The organism is Paenibacillus woosongensis, assembly GCF_009725165.1.
Classification (GTDB): domain Bacteria; phylum Bacillota; class Bacilli; order Paenibacillales; family Paenibacillaceae; genus Fontibacillus; species Fontibacillus woosongensis.
On sequence record NZ_WNZW01000006.1, the window covers coordinates 170,237 to 191,322 of the forward strand.

A 21,086-nucleotide genomic window follows, 5' to 3' on the forward strand; every position below is an offset into this window, starting at 1 on the left:
ACGGATGCGGGACGATGCATTGCGTATCGGCGGTCGCTCGCTGTCGTCGCGTTTTTTTATTGGCACAGGGCTGTTTCCCAACCCGTTCGTGCAGAAGGAAGCGATCAAAGCTTCCGGGGCGGAAGTGCTTACGTTTGCTATTCGGCGCATTAATCTCGACGCGGTAGAGGATGATTCCATATTGCAGCATATCGAGGATGACGCTTTTCAATATTTGCCGAACACATCAGGCGCAAGCACGGCCGAGGAAGCGGTCCGGATTGCGCGGCTTGCTAGAGCCTCCGGCCTCAGCGACTGGATCAAGGTTGAGATCAGCGCGGACGCGAAGACACTGCTGCCCGACCCGATTGAGACGCTTAGGGCGACGGAAATGCTGGTCAAAGAAGGATTTACGGTGCTTCCTTATATTTCGGACGATCCGGTCATCTGCCGCCGGCTTGAAGAAGCCGGGGCTGCTGCAATTATGCCGGGAGCAGCGCCGATCGGCACGGGGCTCGGCATATTGAATCCTTACAATTTAGGCCTGATTGTAGAGGAAGCGGGCGTGCCCGTTATCGTGGATGCCGGGCTGGGGACGGCAAGTGACGTGACGAAAGCGATGGAACTAGGCGTAGACGGGGTGCTTATGAACACTCCGGTAGCCAAGGCGAAGGATCCGGTCATGATGGCGGCCGCCATGAAGCACGCGATTGAGGCAGGAAGGCTAGCTTATTTATCCGGACGAATTGCCCGGAAGAAGTATGCTTCCGCGAGCAGTGGCCTGGAACAGTTTATTTTGAAATAGCCCTATGAAAAATGGCGCCTGGGAGCGATAGCATGATGCAGAATATAGTTATTATGGGCGGCGGCGTTATCGGATTGTCCTGCGCCTTTGAATTGCGGAAGCGGGGGCATAACATAACTCTGCTGGAAATCGGCAAATGCGGCGGTCAAGCTTCGGGAGCAGCCGCCGGTATGCTGGCGCCATACTCCGAAAACCTGGAGGAGCCGGACGAATTCTTTCGACTGTGCCTGGACAGCCTGCGGCTGTATCCCGCATGGCAAGCGGAGATCAGGCAGATGTCAGGAGAAGCCTTTGAATATGCCAATTCTGGCAGCCTTTATGCGGTATACCACGAAGCGGATATTTTGGCCTTGGAGGGCAGGCTGCTCTGGCAGCGGGAATTCGGTTCCTCCGGCCGGATTGTCGAGGGAGAGGAGCTTCGGCGGATTGAGCCGGGGATCTCCAGCGAAGTCAAGGCGGCATTATATACCCCGGAGGAGAGCCATATTTATGCGCCGCATTATGTGCAGGCGTTAGAGCAGGTTTGCCGGAATATGGGCGTGCGTATTTACGAGCATTTGGAGAGCGTGGACATTGTCGATTGGCTGCCAGGCCCTGGTAAAATGCCGGAGCAAACGCAAGCACCACGGGCACAGGGTCAAGGACAGCTGTTCGGTCTGCTGCAGGGGCAGCAGCAGTCTCTGCGCCGCGAGATCGTCTTGAAGTCCAAGGATGGCCGAAAATTTCCGGCAGATCGCTTAATTGTATGCTCCGGCGCTTGGGCCCAGGAACTTTCCGGAACGATTGCGCTCCCCCTTCCGATTTATCCGATCCGCGGGCAAATATGCGCTTACGATAACGCTCGGCATACGGTGAGGGGTATGGTGTTCAACAATCAAGGATACGTGGTCGCCAAAGATAACGGTACCGTCGTATGCGGCGCATCCGAGGATATTGCCGGATTCGATACTTCGGTAACGGAGAAGGGCATCGGGCGGCTGCGCAAATGGAATAAACGGCTGTTTCCTTCTCTGGAAGGGGAAATCCCCTTTCACCAATGGGCCGGACTGCGGCCTTCCACCCAGGATGGCCGTCCTTTGCTGGGGTCCCTCGAAGCTTCGGATCAGATTGTGTTGGCGGCTGGCCATTATCGCAACGGGATTTTGCTCAGCCCGATTACGGCCAAAATCGTAGCGGATGTTATCGAAGGCCTGGAATTGCCCAGCTATTATCCGGCGTTTGCGCCTGAAAGATTCAATCATATGATGATGCGTTAAACGCAGTAATTAGAAAATCGGAAGCAATCGCAAGTGAAAAACCTCTTCTTGTGGGCGGCATCGCCTTTCTCAAGAAGAGGTTTTTTGTCTTGGTTATTATTACCGCCCCAAGCTTCGGCAATCTTTGTTGACAAAGTAAAGGTTATGTTCTAAGATTTATACCCATAGAGGTATATGTATTATATATCGCGATGAATCAAAATTAGGCTCGTTTGGAAAGTTATTAAATCATGATGAAAGGGAGGAATCGAATTGTCTGAACCACAAGAAGTACAGACGCTGCAAGTCGATAAAACGCTGGACTGTAAAGGACTTTCGTGTCCGATGCCCATAGTAAAAACCAAGAAGGCCATGGATGAGTTGAATCCTGGCCAAGTGATCGAGGTTCAGGCCACGGATCGCGGTTCGCTGGCGGATATTCAAGGCTGGGCTAAAAATACAGGCCATCAATATATAGGCACGATTGAAGAGAAAGGCGTTCTCAGGCATTATCTTCGCAGATCGCGGTCCGATGAGATCAAAGCGGAGCAGAAGCACCCCTATGTCGCTTTGAATGAGGATTTGCAGGTCAAAATCACAGCGAAGGATGCCATTACGATTCTTGATGTTCGCGAGCCAGCGGAATATGCCTTCGGCCACATTCCCGGTGCGAGATCTATTCCGCTGGGAGAACTGGAGTTGCGTGTGGACGAACTGAATCCGGACGAGGAAGTCTATGTAGTGTGCCGGACCGGCAGCCGCAGCGACTTGGCTTGCCAACTGCTTGCCGATAAAGGCTTCAAGCAGGTGAAGAATGTAACACCGGGGATGACAGATTGGAAAGGGCCTATGGAACAGGCAGTTGAGAAGTAACCCGCACCATTTTTTAAATTAAATCAACTAATTCATGGAGGTATTATGATGACAACAAAAGTAGCAATCATTGCAAGTAACGGCGGATTATTCGACGCGTACAAAGTATTCAATATCGCCACGGCATCGGCAGCCACGGAGGCTGAGGTAGCTATCTTTTTCACATTTGAAGGGCTGAATCTGATCCACAAGCAGGGTCACCAGCAATTGCCGCTTCCAGCCGGGAAAGAACATCTTGCGGAAGGCTTCAAGAATGCCAACATTCCATCTATTCCGGAATTAGTAAGCATGGCTCAGGAGCTGGGCGTGAAATTGATCGCCTGCCAGATGACGATGGATGTCATGAACCTGGCTAAAGAAGATTTCGTCGACGGCATTGAAGTCGGAGGGGCTGTAACGTTTTTAGATTTTGCGAAGGATGCTAATGTGTCCTTGTCCTTTTAATTAACGATCCATATATCGAAAGGGGATAACTCGAATGTCAGCAACTACTTCACCATTGCAAAAAATGACGGCCGGCGAGTTGACCCGGCGGGTTCTGAACAAGGAGCCATTATTCATTCTCGATGTCCGCAACGAAAGCGACGCAGCCGATTGGCAAATCGAAGGGGAGAGCATTGAGCTGATTAACATTCCTTATTTTGATTTGCTGGAAGGCGTGGACGCTGCACTGGAGCAGCTGCCGGAGGACAAAGACGTACTCGTCGTCTGCGCCAAGGAAGGCTCCTCCAAGTTCGTGGCGGAGCAGCTCGTGGAAGCGGATAAAAGCCGTGTGTATTATTTGGAAGGCGGGATGAAGGCATGGAGCGAGCATTTGGAGCCCGTGCTGATCGGCAAGCTGCAGGATGGCGGCTCGTTGTACCAGTTCGTACGAATCGGCAAAGGCTGTCTGTCCTACATGGTCGTTTCCGCAGGGGAAGCCGCGGTGATTGATGCGGCAAGAATGACTGACGTATACTCGGCCTTTGCCGCAGAGCAAGGTGCTGCGATCAAGTACGCGCTGGACACGCACCTGCATGCAGACCATATCTCTGGAGGCCGTAAATTGGCGGAGCAGACGGGAGGAACGTACTGGCTTCCTCCAAAGGATGCGGAAGAAGTAACATTTGATTATGAGCAGCTGGAGGAAGGAAAAGTCGTCACCGTGGGAAATACTAAAATCGAAATTCAGCCGGTGTATTCTCCGGGACACACAATCGGCAGTACTTCCTTCATCATAGATAACCGGTATTTGCTGACCGGCGATATTCTGTTCGTCGAGTCTATTGGACGCCCGGATCTGGCTGGCAAAGCAGAGGATTGGGTGGGTGATCTGTATACCACCTTGCATGATCGCTATAAATCGTTACCGGATGAATTGATCGTACTTCCTGCCCATTTTGGCAAAATAACGGAGCTGGGGGAGGGTGGAGCTGTCTCCGCGCGACTCGGGGATCTCTATGAGCGCAATCCTGGCTTGCAAATTACTGCCGAAGCCGATTTCAGAAGGATGGTTACCGAAAATTTACCGCAGCACCCTAACTCCTATCAGGAAATCCGCCAGACAAATATGGGCAAAATACATCCGGATGAAGATCAGCAGCGTGAAATGGAGATCGGTCCGAACCGCTGTGCCGTGCATGATAAATAATCCGCGAACCTGCGGAGAACCGCGATGACCCAGTAACTACGCAATACATTCATTTCATTGATCATTAGGAGGTATGAACCAGTGGAAAGCAACAAAAAAGTCGATACAACAGGATTGATGTGTCCTATGCCGATCGTAAAGGCAAAGAAAGCGTTAGATGAGCTGAATCCGGGAGAAATTATGGAAGTCATTTCTACGGACAAGGGCTCCCTGAATGATTTTCAGGCTTGGGTTAAGCAAACGAACCATGAGCTGCTTAAGCATTCAGAGAAGGACGGCGTCTACACTTTTCTGGTGAAAAAAAATGAATAAAATCAGCGAACACGGCTTTGTCCGCTGATTGCTTATTTCGAATCGTAGACGATGCGCACGCCGAGGGTGGCATAAGTTTCTTCTTTATAGTGGCCTTGTGGACAGTACTTTAGCACGTGCAGGCTATCCTGCCGTGATTGCATAGTCCGCTGGCATTGAGGACAGCGATTGGCGAAAAGGGCGCGAAACGCTTTTAGCATATGACTTCACCTTTTTCATATAAGTTTACTTGGTTTTGAGTATAACTTATTATTTTCAATTCGTACAGCCATAAATGTTGGGGGACCGGCTTCGGTAAAGCAATCGGAAAGGAGGGAGCTATGGATTTTCTGTTATTCATTGTCATGCTAATGCTCGGATTAATTGGTTCCTTCTTTTCGGGGCTTCTCGGAATAGGCGGAGCGATCGTGTCGTTTCCACTATTGCTTTTCGTTCCTTCGGCGTTTGGCGTTGCGGATTTTTCGGGTCAGGAAGTCTCTTCGATCAGCATGTTTCAGGTGTTCTTTGCCTCGCTTGCCGGCGTGCTGACGTATCTCAAAAACAGCAAAAGTCAAGCGGCCGTCATTCATAAAGGCCTTGTAGTATATATGGGCGCCGGGATTTTGTTCGGGAGCCTCGCCGGAGGGCTTGTCTCCGGATACCTGGACGGCAGGATCATCAACATCATTTACGGGGTTCTGGCCATCATTGCGGTTATCCTGATGCTGATCCCAAGCAAAGGCAAAGAAGGGGAAGCGGCTGGCCAGCCTATCGTATTTAATCGGGCGTTCGCTGTTATTATATCGTTTCTGGTCGGCATCGTCTCGGGAATCGTTGGCGCCGGCGGCGCATTTATTCTGATCCCTGTCATGCTGACGGTCATGAAGATTCCGACCCGTATTACAATTGCTTCTTCCTTGGCAATCGTGTTCATATCAGCGATCGGCGGTGTAGCCGGCAAATTGACCACAGCGGCCATCCCCTGGGAGGCTACGCTGTTCACCGTCATCGGCAGCTTGCTTGGCGCGCCGCTTGGTTCTTGGCTCAGCGCGAAAATGAACGTCAAATATTTGCGGTACGGGCTTATTGTTTTAATCGCATTGACTGCCATTAAGGTGTGGATGTCGATATTGTAAGGCTTGAATTCACATTATTTCATTTGCTATTTGCTGAATGGTTTATGGGGGTTATTTCCTCAGCTGGATTGCGGTTGAAGATTGCGCTGGCTGTTATTTTCGAATAATATACCCTTAGGTGTATAGGTTAAGTGAATGAAATGGAGTGAACCTTAATGGACTACAATTATAACGAGGATTTAAAACGGCGCCTGAGAAGAATAGAAGGACAAGTGCGGGGAGTTCTGCGTTTGATGGATGAAGGAAAATCCTGCAAGGAAGTGGTAAGCCAGCTGTCAGCGGTCCGCAATGCGTCGGATCGGGCTATCGCCCAAATCGTAGCCGAAAATTTGCAGCAGTGCATTCTGGAGGAGCAATCGTCAGGCGGGAACACCGATAAAATCGTGAAGGAAGCGATCGAGCTGCTGGTCAAAAGCCGGTAATAATTCAGAATTTTTTAAAATAGACAGGAGAGAGATCACGATGGCAGGACGAGTAAGCAAGGAGATTTCGCCGCAAGAGCTATCCGCACGCTTGAAGAAGGGCGAGTCGGTCAAGATGCTGGACGTCCGTGAACCGGAAGAATGGGCGGCAGGCCATATTAAAGGAGCGAAGCATATTCCGCTTGGACAAGTCTTGGAGAGACTGCGTGAACTGGATGCGGATGAGGAGCTTATCGTGATTTGCCGCAGCGGCAACCGCAGCGGACTAGCCTGCGAGCTGCTGGAGGAAAAGGCCTTCAATGTCGTCAACATGACTGGCGGGCTGATGGCTTGGGAAGACGAGTTGGTCTAAGCCATATATATTTAGGCGAGTAAAGGATAGAGGGTTAGCGGACACCGCTTTAATTCTTGAATTGGATATCAAGTTTAGTTTTAGCTTAAGCTCATAGAGTTTGGGAGGAAGAAATACTCATGTGGCTCATTGTTTTAATAATAGCCGGTCTGGCATACATGCTGCTTCGCAATTTGCTGCCTGTAAAAGGGCTGGCTTATGTCGACGCCCACATTCTGCATAACGCATCAGAGCTGCCGGAAGAGACGAGGATGCTCGATGTCCGGGACGAGGTGTTCTACCGGGAATGCCACGTACAAGGGGCGATCAACATTTCGATCGGTCGTCTTCCTTTCGTTTGGAGCAACGAACTCTCACCGGATGAGCCGATTCTGATTCTCTCAGACAGCAACATCAAGAGCAAGCGGGCGGCGCGCCTATTAAAAAGCCGGGGCTTCCGGCGAATATACGCTGTCCGTGGGCACTTCTGTGCGTAATAAGCAGAGAAAGCGTGGTTAACCATCATGGGGACAGGTACATTAATCAATATTTTATTCATTCTATTAGTTGTTTGGTTCGCATATACCCGTTTACGGCCTGCTCCCGGTTTGAAGACACTCCGAGAGGAGCAGTTCAGAAATAAAATGCAGAGCTCTAGAGACCCGGTACTCATCGACGTCAGGGAAACGGGCGAATACAGAAGAGGACATATTCCTGGCGCGAAGAACATTCCACTATCTCAGCTGCATGGGCGGCTTGGTGAAATTCCGCAGGATAAAGACCTTTTGCTCTATTGCCAGAGCGGGATGCGCAGCAAGAACGCGGCTCGAATCCTTGGCAAGAACGGCTACAGTAAACTGTTCCATCTTGCCGGGGGAATTAGCTCCTGGAGAGGCAAAATCACGAAGTAGATGCCGGCGTAGCAGTAAAGAGGACTAGGGATTTCCCGGATCAGGGACTTCCCTAGTCTTGTTTCTGCTGGTGATAATGGATCTAGAGAGCCAGCTTCACCAGTATGCTGCGGCTGTACCAGCAAAGCTATGGTGCCTACACGCTATGGTGCTATGGCAATACCGCACCAAACGCACGCTATGGCTATACCAGCTAGCTATGTCTGCACCAGCGAGCTATGTCTTCACCGGCTAGCTGGAGCTCCCCCATCACTGGAGCTGTCGTAATCCCTCTCTAAATGGCAATGCTGGCGGCTGCGAATGGCTAATGTGATTAGTGCTAATCATTGAGATGGCTAACGAAAGCGGCTGGGTTGGGTCAACCAACTGTCCGTGATGACCAACGGACCGTAGTTCCGCTATTCGGCGAAAAAGCAGAAAAAACTAAGGTCAACGGACACAGGTTCCGCTATATCGCTAAAATGGAATGGAAATGAGGAGGTATGTGGTAAATAGCTGCCTCTCTGTCCGTTAGGCTATGTCAAAAGGGTATATCTTCACAAATAGCGGATCTCATGTCCGTTAGCATTCGCCAAGCTCATCTGTAACCTAAAGACCGTTCCCATTATAGTTACATCTGCAACAGTTACTCCAGTTACTCAAACCACGTTTACGATGCTCAGTTACTTCAGCTACTCAAACCATGTTCACGATGCTCAGCAACTCCAGTTACTTAAACCACGTTCACAATACTAAGTTACTTCAGCTACTCAAACCACGTTCACGCTGCTCAGCAACTCCAGCTACTCAAACCACGTTTACGATACTCAGCAACTTCAGTTACTACTCAAGCCCAGCGACTGCTCAGTTTCTTTTCAAACAGTCCTTGTTCTCGGTTCTTACTCCGTCTCCAGTGCTTACGAACAACTCTCTGAAACTGAACAGCCATTGACCGGCTTGGCCAGAGCTTGTTAGAGCAGATCACCCGTCTGTCTGAGCCTCTTACTTGATAAAGATACCGCCGAAGGGGATGGCCTCGCGCAAGAAGCGCTTCATGATGCCATCTTCGTTCTGCAAGTCACGTTCCAGCTCGCGACTGCCAGAGCCGGCCTGGATGAGAACATGGCCGCGTCCGGTCATCTTCCACTGGTAGCGCATATGCTGGCTGGCGAGATGATTACCGTAAACGGATAGCTCCAGTTTGGCGTTCTCTGGGTAAGCGATGACGCTGCCTGCCTCCACGTAGATCGGCTCTACGGGATCAAGCGGCAGTTCCAGGACCTGGCCTTGCGTCAGGATTCCGATGAGGCCCTCCCCCGAGAATTTCATTTTGATTGCATCGCGGGTGATCATCATGTTTTTCATGCTGAGAATCCGGGTTTCCATTTGCACGCCTTCAGTATAAAAAAACAAATGCTTGAAATCGTACAGCAAATCGCTCCCCGCTGTAAGCGCAATCGGCTTCATCGAAACAGAAGGAGGAAGGGAGGCTACGAATTGGCAGGGGCCCTGGATATCCGCACGGATCAGCTTGCGTTTCCGGTACATTCCTTTCATGTTCATCAGCTTGTCGCTCCGCAGGCTGCTCGCTCCCCGAAAGGCGATAATTTGCCCCGGATGCAGCACATGGGCGATTTCCCCGTCTTGCAAATGAAAGGTAACCGCCTGCCCGGCCAGCAGAGCGGATTCATTATTATACTCAATGTCCAACCGTGTTCCCCCTTTCTCCCCTCAAACACTTGCGAAAAACCAAGTTTAAGCAGTTCTACAACCGGATACCCAAGCCTTTCAGAACCGCGCTTCTTAACTGCAAGGTTTTACAAAATTACAACACCTTAGATCGCTATCTCAGCATTCCGCTTCTTATTGAACATAAAACAGTGCATCTTCTGAGGTCTGCCAGCCCGGTACTCCCTGGGGAATTACCTCCGCAACACAACGCGAATCACGCGAAGGAGAATGAAATAACCTGCAAGAAGAGCGGCGCCCGTGATCAACATAATCCGCGTTTTGCGGGCTTTGGCATCGCGGACTTCCTGGGCTTCGGTCAAAGCGGATACCGTTGCGGCCAACTCCCTGTTGCTGGCCATGAGCTCTTCGTTCTGTTGACGGTAGGCTTCCAATGTCCCCTGCGCTTGCTCCAGCTTGTCCAGGGTGACCTGATAGTTTTCTTTTATTTCATTGATATCATTAGGGAGCTCGGACAGCACCTTAACACCTTTGAAAAAATCGTCGAAATATCCCGCCTCGGCGCGGGAGGCATTTGTTAATCCGGCGAAAAAAACAGCTGCCAGTACGACGGAGACGATGCGCACTAAACCTTGCTTCATTCTCTTTTCACCTCCGGTGTCATCCGTTAGAAATACGAGTTCCTCTTTATGAGATATTACGTAGTATTTGCTCGAAAAGTTTCCATATGCAATGTCGAAGCAGCTTTGCTTCGAGTACTATTATAGCAAATAAACCGCTATTTACCGGCCATTACAATCAAACCGGGAAAACAGCGGTCCATCAAGGCACTATTAAATTCAGCAAAGTTCCACAAAATTCGCCAGGCAAAAACTAGGCCTGGGCAGCTTTGCGCATGTACATAATGGCAACGGTACGAGGGCCGCAATGGCAGGAAATTGCGCAGCCGCCTTCGATAATGGCCACTTCTTTTGCATCCGTCTGCTCCAGCAGCGTTGTGCGGATGTAACCCGCAGCTTTCTCGGCAAGCGTCTGGGCCACGATAATTAAATCACGATCGATCTTGTGAAAATTGTCGAGGAGATGCTGCAGCATCCGCTGGACAGCCTTCTCCGTTTTGCCTCTATATTTATCGGCGGAAATGACGAAGCCGTCCTTGATTCGCAGCACGGGGCGAATTTTGAGCAGGCTGCCGATCATATGCTGAACGCTGGAGACACGGCCTCCCCTGTGCAAATAATCAAGGCTGTCCACAAGCACTTCCATCTCGACGCGTTCGCGCCACTCCTCAACGAGCTCGACGATCTGCTGCGGACTGGCACCGTCCTTTGCCGCCAAAGCCGCCTTGATGACAAGGAGCGCGACGCCGCCGGATACGTGCATTGAGTCAACGACCCTTACACGTCCAGAAGGGAACTCCTCTGCAGCAATAAGCGCATTCTGGTAGGTGGAAGAGAGCTTCGAGGACATGCTGATAAATACGATGTCCTGTCCTTGCTCGATGCAGGGCGCGAAGGCTGTGACAAAATCAGCCGGCGAAGGCGCTGCAGTCCCGGGCAGCTCTCCGCCTTCATCCACCCTGCGGTAAATGTCGGTTGTGGTGATTTCAAGCTTGTCCTTATAAGCGGTTTCACCAAACACGACATATAGCGGAACGATACCGATATCATACTGTTCGATCCAAGAGTTCGGTACGTCAGAAATACTGTCCGCGAATATTTTAACTTGTGTCAACGTATTTCCCCCAGTAATAGGTTTTGGTCATAATGAATCATAGAAGAGACCTACTTGAATTATAGTAGAGTTGATCAGCTATAGCAAAGACTCGTGTCACATTTTGTCGTCAGAGCCATTACTGATTAATCCAGGCAAAGCGCTGACGATACTTGCGGGGCGACAGCCCCTCTATTTTGGTAAAACTGGCGGTAAAATAGGCGGGATGGTTAAACCCCACTTCCTCGGCGATCCGCTCTACCGTGTAATTGCTCTGCAGCAGCAGCAGCTTGGACTGCTCTATCCGGTAGCGCTGCAGGTAGGCCGCAGGCGAGCAGCCGAAGACCTTCTGCATGCAGCGGGCGATATAGACCGGATGAAAGTTGATGCTCTCGCCGAGCCTCTTGGCCGAGAACTGTTCCTTGTAATGCTCCCTTAGATACGAGGCGGCCCGCTCCGCGCAAATCGATTGCGGGGACGGTCCGTTCATGCCGATGGAGGCGGACAAGAGGGAGATCACTTCCTGAAACAGCGTTTGCTGGCGCAGCTTGGCGCCGGAGATATGCAGGCTCCGGTTCAGATCGGTCAGCTCCGTAATGGTGTCACTCAGCTTCTGCGGCTGCACCACCTTCGTAAATTGGGGGACCGGCACACTGAACGTCCATGTGGAAAAAGCCGATGCCGGCATATATCCCGGACGATCGTCGCCTGAGCAGAAATGCTCGCCGCACCTCTCCGTCTCGATGGACCAGCTGGAGCTAGTTTGAAAGTGAACCCAATGATACAGCGTATCCTCCTTGCAGTCGGCTACCGCATAGTGATAGCTGTCCGGCCGTAAAATAAGCGCATGCCCTTCGCTGACTTCATAGCTGCGACCTTCCTCGCCCATGTAGAGACAGCCTTTGTCGACAAAAAGAAGATCGAACACATCGATATTTTGACGGCTGGGATGCTTTTGTCCCGCACTCAGCAGAGACAAGCCGCTGGCGATATAATGGGGCAGGGGAGGAACCGTAAATTGAATGACAGACATGCGAACTACCTCCTAGTACAATTGCATTCAGGTTTGAATATTTAAAGATTCAGTTGGTTGAGTGATACATCCATTCCAATATAACATCTATAATGTGTCTCATGCTAAAAGTTAGTTAAAAAGTATGATTGTCAGGCATCTGCATCCTGAATTGCTTTTGAAGGAACGGAGCAACGCTGCGGCTGGAAGCCTGCGCCAGCTTAATGCGAATCCCCGTCCGAAAGCGAAACGGGACTTTTATAACGGCTTTTACAAGTTATATTACGGATGGTTGATATCTTCTCCGCCATACTGGAGGTTGTAATAATGAAAAAAATACGGAGTAGAGAGAAAGATAAATTTGGCCTTTGGATTCTGGCCTGGCCGATTTTCATTGAAATGTTCCTGCAATTCCTGTTGGGCGCCGTCGATACGTTGATGGTGAGCCGAATCTCAGATGACGCTGTAGCGGTTGTCGGCTTCTCCAATCAGCTGTTCAATGCGTTGACGACGCTGTTTGCTACCGTCGCGAGCGGAGCCGGAATCGTCATCGCCCAGAAGCTTGGCTCAAGGCGCGAGGAAGATGCCAGAACAGTCGCTGTCATATCGGTGAAAGTGACGGCATTGATCGGCCTGGGCCTGAGCCTGATGCTCGTGGCTGTTCCCGCCCCTATCGCGAGAATGCTGCAGCTGCCTGAGGAGCTGATGCCGCTAGCCATACCGTACATCTCGATCGTCGGCGGTGGAATGATCCTGACCGCGCTGATGTCTGCGCTCAGCACCGCGATTCGCAACACCGGCAATACGAAGGGGCCGATGTACATTGCCGTAGCGATGAACATCATCCATATTGTGATGAACTATGGCTTTATCTTTGGAGAGCTTGGATTTCCGCAGCTCGGCCTGACCGGGGTGGCGATCTCCACAGTGACGAGCCGTTTGCTGGCGACGGTGATGCTGCTCCTTCTTTTCCTGGTTGCCTTCGAACGGAGAATCGGCATTCGCGACATCTCCCTGTTTGACCGCAAGCTGTTCAAGGAAGTACTTGTCATCGGCTGGCCGCTCGGAGTCAACTCGGGCAGCTGGGTATTCTCACAGCTAGTTATTTACTCTTTCATAGCTACGCTCGGCTCCATGGAGCTGGCGGCGAGGACGTACATGAGTACATTGGAAACCTTCTGCTTCCTGCTTGGCTTCTCCCTCGCTCTTGCCGTACAGATACAAATTGCCCATCTGTACGGAGCAGGCCGGACGAAGGAGGCTTACAAGGCGGTATACCGTTCGTTGTCGGCAGGGCTGCCGCTGGTTATTATCAATACCTGGCTCCTGGTGCTGTTCGGCAAGCATATATTGGGACTGTTTACGCAGGACGAAGGGATATTGCTGATATGCGGAGCGCTGCTCTGGCTGAATCTGGCGCTGCAGCCGGCCAAAGTCCTGAATATGACGCTGGGGAATGCACTGAATGCTGTAGGGGATACGAGGTATACGATGTACGTGTCGCTGTCGGTCATGTGGGTCGTGGCTACCGGCTGCTCGTACCTGCTTGGGATTTCACTCGGCTGGGGGATCGTTGCCATTTACGGCTGCATGATCGCGGATGAATATATCCGAAGTATCTTCTGCTACGTCCGCTGGCGAAAACGGAAATTTTTGCGGATGAAAGAAGCAGAGCTTCAGGCAGCCTAAATGCAGGAATCCTCTGGAATGGATTATGTTCTACACAACACAATAAGCGGCGCACACGAATGTGCAGCCGCTTATTGTGCTTTATCTGGAAGGGGCGAATCAATCGCCCGCTTGTTCAAGTTATTCTGCAGGAACGTCTGGAAGCTGACGCACGTAGCTGTCGGACAGATGCAGCAGCTGCAGCGCGCGGTCATACTCTTTTTGCGTAGATAAATTTTGCGCAGTTTGAGATCCGTTACCGTCATAAGGGAAATGAATTCCGTCCTGGTACTCGATGCCTGGCACGAACAAAGCTTTATCATTCAGGAATGACCCGGAAGGCAAATAATAGCGCTGCGGCAATAGGTTATAGGTCTGGTTAAACAGATCCTGGCCGAAATGGATATGCTGGTCTAGCGACAGGCCGAGCAGATTTGCTAAGGTTGGCAATACGTCGACCTGACCGCCGATCGTATTAACGACTGCCGGCTCGGAAACGTTAGGCGCCGAAATGATCAGCGGAATGTTAACCATGTCGATATAGCTGTATTCTTTGCCGTAGATTTCCTTCATAAGCTCCAGGCCTTGTTTGTCCAGGGAGTACATCGGAAGCCCGAGATGGTCGCCATAAATGATAACGATGCTGTCGTCCCAGATGCCCCGCTGCTTCAAATCGTTGATAAATTCGCCCAACGCGTGATCCGCGTAACTTTGCGCCTGAATATAGTCGCCGACCATGTTGTCCTGATACCGCTCAGGTAGGGGGAACAAGCGCTTCTCCTCCGGGAGGGTGAACGGATGGTGTGCGGTCATGGATATCACCTGCGCGTAAAACGGACGATCTGCGTCATGCATTTTTTGAATTTCATCGGCTGTTTTCTTGTACAGCACCTCATCGGAAGGGCCGAAGAAGACCGTATCCTCGCTTCCGAAGAACGTTTTATCATAGAAGCGGTCAAATCCGAGCGCTTCATATAATGCACGGCGGTTCCAGAAGTCGACCACATTCGTATGGAAGGTGGCTGTATCATAGCCCTGTTCTTTCAGCAGCTTCGGCAGACTTGGGAGCTGTTTGTAGGCGTAATTCTGCGTAGCCGCTTCGTTGTAAGGAATATAGAAGGACGTGTTCACAACGAATTCGGCATCAGAAGTGTTGCCCTGCCCGACCATTTGATAGAAATGCTTGAAATAAGTATTTTCCTTGGCGAGCTTGTTCATCGTTGGAGTCACTTCCCGGCCGCCCAGCTTGAAATCGATCAGGAAATTCTGGAACGATTCCATTTGAATGATGATCACATTCTTGCCCTGGGCTGCCCCAAAAAGAGCAGGCTCCGCAACCGGAGCGGTAACGCCCTTGATCTGATCGATTTTGGCTTGCGTAATCTCTTTCTTGTCGGTGAGCGCGGAATCCTTGCTTTTGAAAATGACGTAGGTCTCATAATTAAGAATTCCCATTTGCTCGGCCTGCTTGATTTCATTCATGCTGGCTCGATTCGGCCAGATATTAAAAATACAAAGCGCAAAGGAAACCGCAAAAATAACGGCTGCCACGCTTCCCCGGACCCGGCCCAGGTTGAAGAAGCTCTTGAGCTTGTGGGCGCGTTTTTTGCGCATGAGCCAGAAACCAAGCAGTACGATGTCAAGGAAAATAAACAGATAATAAGGGTCAAGCAAGGAGAATACGCTGTTCTTGACCGCGGTGACCTGATTGACCTGCTGCAGCGCGTGATAGGTAACCAATACGCCGTAATATTTGTAGTACATAATCGCCGCGAACAGAACGGCCGTAATCACGAAATTAACGGCGAGATAAATCCCGATTTTGCGCTTGGACGAGAACCATTCGATCAGCATGAACGCAACCCAAATAAACGGGATTTCCTTCAGCAGCGGTCCCCAGGGCTGTACCCCGTCGAAGATGGCGAGCCAAGCAATATAGATTTTCAAAATCATGATAACGGAGAAAAAAACAAACGGCTTCGTATGGATTCGACGCATGCGATGTACTAAGGACACCTTGTTCCCTTCCTTTCAAAATATAGATGGAAGTGTAAGTCGGCTGCATACCGATTACCTTCCGTTAACATAGTGTATAAATACTTTAATATAATACCTCATATTACTGTGAGATGAAAATGTCGCTGAAAGCGGCTGGTCATTGACTACGGGCCGTAATAGCTGGTAAATTAGAATTAACCTCGCAAAAGGAGAGAATTTGATGTTGGTGGCCGTTCTTAACTAATAAATTCCATATGGACTGTAATCCGAAACGGAAGAAGTGCCGTTGCTGCCGCAGCGTGCGCTAGGTTTCGTGCACCCGAATTGCAGTCTGCGAATTAGTTAAGAACACGCAGGACATCATACAGCGCCTTTTTGCTGTTTGTATCTATCGAGGATGAATCCCGTGCTGTAGTTCAGCGCGGTTTTTTTGTTTTCGGAAGGTATAGCAGCGAGGAATCAAGGGCTAAGGATGCGCTATGTGCATTCTTACGCCCTTTTTTTGTTGTGCAAATCATGAACGGGAAAGAAACGGAGGTTGACACAATGGTGGAACAATTTACACTCGGCATGCTGGAATACGAAAGCATTAAGGAGGAAATAGCCAGCTACGCGGTCTCCTATGAAGGGCGGCTGCGCATTCAAAAGCTGGTTCCGATGGAGCGGAGAGCGCAGATCGAGCAGGCGATCGAGGAGACAGCGGAAGCCAAGGAGCTGCTCTTGACAGGGGCAAGCGTTCCTTTGCCTTCGTTAGAGGGCATTGACACGGTCATATCTTTGCTCGGTACAGGATATCTGTTCACGGAGAAGGACTTTACAGCGATTCAGACGTTTCTAAACAGCTGTGGCCAGTTAAAGAAGTACATGGCTTCCAAAGGAGCGCTCGCGCCGCGGATCGGCTTATATGCCGCCTCGCTGTATGAACTGGCGCATCTTCAGCAGGAAATACTGCGCTGCATCCGCCATGGCGCTATTCTAGATGGGGCAAGCCGCGACCTGGATCGGATTCGCCGGAGGATGGGGATGCTGAAGGATAAAATCCAGAAGAAGCTGCAGGCGGTGATGTCTAGGCATTCTGCTATATTGCAAGAACATCTGGTCAGCATGCGGGGAGGAAGGTATGTGATCCCCGTAAAGAAGGATTATTACAAGCAGGTGAAGGGAAGGACGCTGGATCAATCTACGAGCGGGCAGACGGTGTTCGTAGAGCCGGATGAAGTCGCATCGCTGCAGGCCGAGCTGGAGGTGCTGGCAGGAGACGAGGCGCGTGAGGAAGCGAAAATACTGGGGTATTTGACAGAGCTTGTAGAGAGGGAGGCGCACGAGCTGTCGCAAAATATTGAGATTACGGGGACGTATGACTTCATTTTCGCCAAAGCGAAATATGCGGTTGCCATCGGGGGAACGGCGGTTCGGATCAATGAAAACGGAGCCAGCAGAATTACCGGAGCCCGGCATCCGCATCTGCTCAAAACGATGGTGCCCCTGGATTTGGAAATCGGCTCTGCCTACAGGACGCTTATTATTACCGGTCCGAACACGGGCGGCAAAACCGTTGTGCTGAAAACCTTCGGTCTGCTCGCATTAATGGTGCAATCGGGCCTGCTTGTCCCTGTGGATGCCAATAGCAGCTTTGCCATTTACAACCGCATTATGGCTGTGATCGGCGATGGCCAAAATTTAGAGCAGTCCTTAAGCACCTTCTCCGCGCAAATCCGCAGTCTTGTCCATATGATTCAAGAAGCGGGTCCAGATGCGCTGCTGCTGATCGATGAGCTGGCTGCGGGAACCGACCCTGGAGAGGGCATCGCCTTATCGATGGCGATTCTTGAGGAGCTTAGCCGCAGGGGGGCGACTGTCCTGGTTACGACGCATTTTAACGAGCTGAAGACGTTCGCTTCGCATACAGAAGGTTTCCAGAATGCGCGAATGGAATTTGACCCGGAGACACTAATGCCGCTGTATCGCCTGACGATTGGCCAGGCGGGACAGAGCTATGCGATCGAAATCGCCAGTAATCTCGGAATCTATTCCGGCATTATTGAGCGTGCAAGGGAAATGGCGGCTCAGCAGGGTGGCGCTGCATCAGCTGGGGAACTTGATGGACAGGAATACAGGCCGTGTAACAAAAATACAAAGAAGGAATCCGAAGCAGAGACAGAGCGACTTGAGGACGGGTATGCGAATTCTGAAGCAGAAGAAGACCGGCACGAGACAAATGACGGATATACGGAAAAAAATCGTAGCGCAATTGGCAAATTCTCCTCAGATGAAACCGCTGCTGAAGAACCGCAACGCCCCGTGTTTGAAGTTGGGGACGCTGTGTGGGTTACCGCATACGGTAAAATTGGCATCGTCTTCGCAGCAGAGGATAGCCGGGGACAGGTCGGCGTCATGATTCAAAAGCAGAAGTGCAAAGTGAACAGGAAGCGCCTGAAGCCGTATATCAAGAAGGAGGAGCTGTATCCGGAAGACTATGATATGGATATTGTCTTTGAGACGAAGGAGAACAGGAAGAAAAGCAAACTGATGCGGAAGAGGCATGTGGAGGGACTGGAGATTGTCCGCCGGCCGGAGGATGATTAACGATTCAAACATAGGGTATTGAAATTCAAAGGCCAGGGGATGATGCGTCCCCTGGCCTCCTTCGTCTCCTAAAGATCGACAAATACTGTTAATATTTTTCTATTTTTCAATATATGTTTTTTGTCATCATGGGTTATGATGGTGTAGACCAGTAGAGAGAAGGTGAACTTATGGCTTACGAGGCACTGAAGAGCATGGGCCGGACCACCAATCGCCCCAAAGTCAGCGGGGAACTGATGGACACCATCGAGCACCTGCGAGCGGAGTTAATGAATGCTGCTGGAAATAGCAATTTTAGCAGTGAAGCGGTGCTGGAATTAAGCCAGCGCCTCGATAAATATATCGTACAAGCTCAGAATCAAATGCTTGGCAGACAAGATTTTGCGGCTGGAGTAGCCAGCGCTTCGCGGATAAAGGAATGCACTTCCTCCGAATACCGTTTCGGATCGACGCTGTAGGCGTCCGCATGCACTGCTCCATCCACAAGCAGCAATCTTTTGGGCTCCGGCTTATGTTCATAGAGATCTTTACTCATGTGGGTAGGTACATACCGGTCTTCCGTACCATGCACGAACATAACGGGTAGAGAGCTTTGCTCAACCGCTTTAAGCGGACTTACCTGTTTTAACCTAAACCCCGCCTTCCGTTCCAGCTGCCTGTCAATCAGGGAGAGGAGCGGGAAGGCGGGGATTTTGTTTAGTACCTGCAATTGATAGCGCATCAGCTCCGTTAAATCGGAGTATGGACAATCCGCGATTACGAATTTGACGTTGGGATGCGCAATGGAGAGATACTCCAGAACGGTACCTCCGCCGAAGGATTGGCCGTGCAGGCCGATCGTAATGTCGCGGCCGTAATGGTCCAGCAGCCAGTCGACCCAGATCTGCACATCGTATTTTTCGTGGTAACCATAGGTGGTGTATGTTCCCTCGCTGTTACCGTGCCGGCGCTGGTCAATGAGCAGGACATTGAAGCCCTCCTGTTGGAACATGTCCACGTACTGCGCGGATACATGCGAAGATACGGTGTAGCCATGGACGATAATCACCCATTTTTTCGAAGCAGGATCAGTGTCTAGAACGTACCCGCTCAAGGAAAGCCCGTCCTTGGAGGTGACTTTCACTTCCTTTTTGTCGAGTGTTTCAAAACGCTCCCGCGAATAAATTCCTGTCTTCTCCAGGTAATCGAATATATTCTCGTATGTCTGCAATTTCATCTGCGTAATTTGGCGGAAGCCAAAACGCGTCAAGAAACTGGCAGCCAGTATAACTACCAGTATAATAGCGACTAATACGGTGTAAATCATGTGCAGGCATCCTCCTATATTCCTTCCAGTTTTATCTCTTTGTCACTATAGTATCACCGAAACGAGGCCAAGAAAATCGAAGAAGCTCCAAAAAATTTACAAAGGATTAGGGAGAATAAAATATCTTTGACTCGTCATCCCTGTTTGTGATTAGCTATATACGGGTCACTAAAGGAGGGTTATGGATGTACAGATGCGGGGGGCATATCCCTGTCATTGAAAGCGAAAGGCTTCGCCTGAGAAGGATGGAGCAGTCGGATGCGGAGCGGATGTTCCTATTCTGGAGCGATCCTGAGGTCGTTAAATACATGAACGTTCCGCCGTTTGCTTCGGTGGAGGATACCCTAGAAATGATTCAACTGCTTAACGGGCTGTCGGAAAGCGAGGACACTTTGCGCTGGGGAATCGAACTGAAAGAGGAAGGACAGTTGATCGGCAGCTGCGGTTTTAACGTTTGGGAGCTGTCGGGGGCTTACCGCGGGGAAATCGGATATGATCTCGGCCGCGAATATTGGGGATTCGGCTACATGTCCGAAGCGATGCGGATGATGCTGTCATACGGCTATCAGACGATAGGCCTGAATAGGATCGAAGCGCTGGTGGATCCGCGCAATACCGCTTCCAGAGGACTGCTGCAAGCCTTTGATTTCACTGAGGAAGGGCTGCTGCGGCAGTACCAGAAAACGGAGGAAGGCTTCGTGGATCTATTGATGTTCTCGCTGCTTAGGCAGGAATACTATTCAGGAGGGAAAGCATGGTGAAGCAACATAACAGGGACAGCAAATTCCCGTTGCGGCGGCTCGATCCGCTTAGCAAGCTGGTCGCCCTGTTCTGTCTGGCTATTCTGGCGATGAGCATCGATCGGCCGCTTCCGCAGGCTGTAATGCTGCTGCTCCTACTGGCAGCGGCTTTAGCTGGAGCGGGCATGAATGCTGCGCGGCTTGGGAGGAGGGCCCTGTTTATCGCAGGCTTCGGACTGCCGCTGTTTATTCTAACCTCGATATCTGCGGCGGAAGGACAAGCCTATTTCAGCCTGGGGCCGATTCCGGTTACGGAAGGCGGGGTGCTGTATGGGGCGGCGATTACGCTGCGCATGATGGTTTTATTCCTCTCGTCGCTTATTTATATTGAATCCACGGACCCCAAGGATTTTATCGTCATTATGGCTCAGCGTCTGAAGCTGCCTTACCGCTTCCTGTTTGGCGTGTCGATGGCGCTTACGTTCCTGCCCCTGCTGGAGGCTGAGGCTAAAATTTCCGGGGCTGCACGCCGGATTCGCGGCGGACGTGCCCCCGCCGGTATGTCGGAACGCATGCAAATGGGGCGCAGCCATTTGTTCTCGATCTTTGCCGGGGCGATTCGCCGTGTGCAGCAGACCGCCGGGGCAATGGATGGCAAGGGTTTTGGGGCCTATGGGAACCGCACTTATCTTCGTGAGGCGGAGATGGGGCTGAGCGGCTATGTCGTTTCCGCAGCCAGCGTTGCAGCTCTGCTGATTCTTATGCTCGTTTAAAAAAGTCTT

The 21,086-nt window shown here is 51.0% G+C and carries 22 protein-coding genes; 16 read left to right on the forward strand and 6 right to left on the reverse strand.

The annotated features are described in order from the left end of the window. Nucleotides 1-4 precede the first annotated feature (4 nt). The 11 genes from GNP95_RS16090 (at nt 5) to GNP95_RS16140 (ending at nt 7,613) form a co-directional block, all read left to right on the forward strand. Nucleotides 5-784 carry a thiazole synthase gene (locus tag GNP95_RS16090; protein WP_019635222.1) on the forward strand — a complete coding sequence of 260 codons (780 nt, stop codon included), beginning with the start codon at nt 5-7 and terminating at the stop codon, nt 782-784. Nucleotides 785-816: 32 nt separating this feature from the next. Further along, nucleotides 817-2,040 carry an FAD-dependent oxidoreductase gene (locus GNP95_RS16095; protein WP_155611879.1) on the forward strand — a complete coding sequence of 408 codons (1,224 nt, stop codon included), beginning with the start codon at nt 817-819 and terminating at the stop codon, nt 2,038-2,040. 252 nt (nt 2,041-2,292) lie between these two features. Next, a complete protein-coding gene (locus GNP95_RS16100) occupies nt 2,293-2,892 on the forward strand; it encodes a sulfurtransferase TusA family protein (protein ID WP_269058982.1) in 600 nt (199 codons plus the stop codon). Between the two features lie 48 nt (nt 2,893-2,940). Continuing rightward, nucleotides 2,941-3,336: a DsrE/DsrF/DrsH-like family protein gene (locus tag GNP95_RS16105; RefSeq protein WP_155611880.1), complete on the forward strand. Its 396-nt coding sequence runs from the start codon at nt 2,941-2,943 to the stop codon at nt 3,334-3,336. Between the two features lie 34 nt (nt 3,337-3,370). Then, a complete protein-coding gene (locus GNP95_RS16110; RefSeq protein ID WP_155611881.1) occupies nt 3,371-4,522 on the forward strand; it encodes an MBL fold metallo-hydrolase in 1,152 nt (383 codons plus the stop codon). Nucleotides 4,523-4,603: 81 nt separating this feature from the next. Further along, nucleotides 4,604-4,834 (forward strand): sulfurtransferase TusA family protein, encoded by a 231-nt coding sequence (locus tag GNP95_RS16115; protein WP_019635217.1) that lies wholly within the window; start codon nt 4,604-4,606, stop codon nt 4,832-4,834. A gap of 320 nt (nt 4,835-5,154) precedes the next feature. Next, nucleotides 5,155-5,949: a sulfite exporter TauE/SafE family protein gene (locus GNP95_RS16120; RefSeq protein WP_155611882.1), complete on the forward strand. Its 795-nt coding sequence runs from the start codon at nt 5,155-5,157 to the stop codon at nt 5,947-5,949. Between the two features lie 155 nt (nt 5,950-6,104). After that, on the forward strand, nt 6,105-6,371 hold the full coding sequence (locus GNP95_RS16125; RefSeq protein ID WP_155611883.1) for a metal-sensitive transcriptional regulator: 267 nt from the start codon (nt 6,105-6,107) through the stop codon (nt 6,369-6,371). Between the two features lie 40 nt (nt 6,372-6,411). Continuing rightward, nucleotides 6,412-6,723, forward strand: a complete 312-nt coding sequence (locus GNP95_RS16130) for a rhodanese-like domain-containing protein (protein WP_155611884.1) — start codon at nt 6,412-6,414, stop codon at nt 6,721-6,723. A gap of 119 nt (nt 6,724-6,842) precedes the next feature. Then, nucleotides 6,843-7,199 carry a rhodanese-like domain-containing protein gene (locus tag GNP95_RS16135; RefSeq protein ID WP_155611885.1) on the forward strand — a complete coding sequence of 119 codons (357 nt, stop codon included), beginning with the start codon at nt 6,843-6,845 and terminating at the stop codon, nt 7,197-7,199. A 27-nt stretch (nt 7,200-7,226) separates the two neighbouring features. After that, nucleotides 7,227-7,613: a rhodanese-like domain-containing protein gene (locus GNP95_RS16140; RefSeq protein WP_155611886.1), complete on the forward strand. Its 387-nt coding sequence runs from the start codon at nt 7,227-7,229 to the stop codon at nt 7,611-7,613. Nucleotides 7,614-8,594: 981 nt separating this feature from the next. Here the strand turns inward: GNP95_RS16140 and GNP95_RS16145 are convergent. From GNP95_RS16145 to GNP95_RS16160, 4 genes are all read right to left on the reverse strand, one after another. Then, a complete protein-coding gene (locus GNP95_RS16145; RefSeq protein WP_155611887.1) occupies nt 8,595-9,302 on the reverse strand; it encodes an AIM24 family protein in 708 nt (235 codons plus the stop codon). Between the two features lie 212 nt (nt 9,303-9,514). Continuing rightward, complete coding sequence (locus GNP95_RS16150; protein WP_155611888.1) at nt 9,515-9,922, reverse strand: hypothetical protein; 408 nt, start codon at nt 9,920-9,922, stop codon at nt 9,515-9,517. 232 nt (nt 9,923-10,154) lie between these two features. Beyond that, nucleotides 10,155-11,015: a DegV family protein gene (locus GNP95_RS16155; RefSeq protein ID WP_155611889.1), complete on the reverse strand. Its 861-nt coding sequence runs from the start codon at nt 11,013-11,015 to the stop codon at nt 10,155-10,157. A 118-nt stretch (nt 11,016-11,133) separates the two neighbouring features. Next, complete coding sequence (locus GNP95_RS16160; RefSeq protein WP_155611890.1) at nt 11,134-12,027, reverse strand: AraC family transcriptional regulator; 894 nt, start codon at nt 12,025-12,027, stop codon at nt 11,134-11,136. Nucleotides 12,028-12,333: 306 nt separating this feature from the next. Between GNP95_RS16160 and GNP95_RS16165 the strand changes: the two genes are divergently transcribed. Next, a complete protein-coding gene (locus GNP95_RS16165; protein ID WP_155611891.1) occupies nt 12,334-13,695 on the forward strand; it encodes an MATE family efflux transporter in 1,362 nt (453 codons plus the stop codon). Nucleotides 13,696-13,815: 120 nt separating this feature from the next. Here the strand turns inward: GNP95_RS16165 and GNP95_RS16170 are convergent, their stop codons facing one another. Continuing rightward, nucleotides 13,816-15,672: an LTA synthase family protein gene (locus tag GNP95_RS16170; protein WP_155611892.1), complete on the reverse strand. Its 1,857-nt coding sequence runs from the start codon at nt 15,670-15,672 to the stop codon at nt 13,816-13,818. Between the two features lie 549 nt (nt 15,673-16,221). Between GNP95_RS16170 and GNP95_RS16175 the strand changes: the two genes are divergently transcribed. Together GNP95_RS16175 and GNP95_RS26445 are read left to right on the forward strand one after the other, a co-directional pair. Then, nucleotides 16,222-18,258: an endonuclease MutS2 gene (locus tag GNP95_RS16175; protein WP_413773753.1), complete on the forward strand. Its 2,037-nt coding sequence runs from the start codon at nt 16,222-16,224 to the stop codon at nt 18,256-18,258. Between the two features lie 236 nt (nt 18,259-18,494). Continuing rightward, on the forward strand, nt 18,495-18,716 hold the full coding sequence (locus GNP95_RS26445) for an aspartyl-phosphate phosphatase Spo0E family protein (protein ID WP_269058986.1): 222 nt from the start codon (nt 18,495-18,497) through the stop codon (nt 18,714-18,716). Here the strand turns inward: GNP95_RS26445 and GNP95_RS16185 are convergent. Beyond that, nucleotides 18,617-19,564, reverse strand: a complete 948-nt coding sequence (locus tag GNP95_RS16185) for an alpha/beta hydrolase (protein WP_155611893.1) — start codon at nt 19,562-19,564, stop codon at nt 18,617-18,619. The genes GNP95_RS26445 and GNP95_RS16185 overlap by 100 nt on opposite strands. 185 nt (nt 19,565-19,749) lie before the next feature. Here GNP95_RS16185 and GNP95_RS16190 point away from each other — a divergent pair, with 185 nt between their 5' ends. Beyond that, complete coding sequence (locus tag GNP95_RS16190) at nt 19,750-20,325, forward strand: GNAT family N-acetyltransferase (protein WP_155611894.1); 576 nt, start codon at nt 19,750-19,752, stop codon at nt 20,323-20,325. After that, a complete protein-coding gene (locus GNP95_RS16195) occupies nt 20,319-21,077 on the forward strand; it encodes an energy-coupling factor transporter transmembrane component T family protein (RefSeq protein WP_155611895.1) in 759 nt (252 codons plus the stop codon). The genes GNP95_RS16190 and GNP95_RS16195 overlap by 7 nt, the downstream gene beginning before the upstream one ends. Nucleotides 21,078-21,086: the final 9 nt, after the last annotated feature.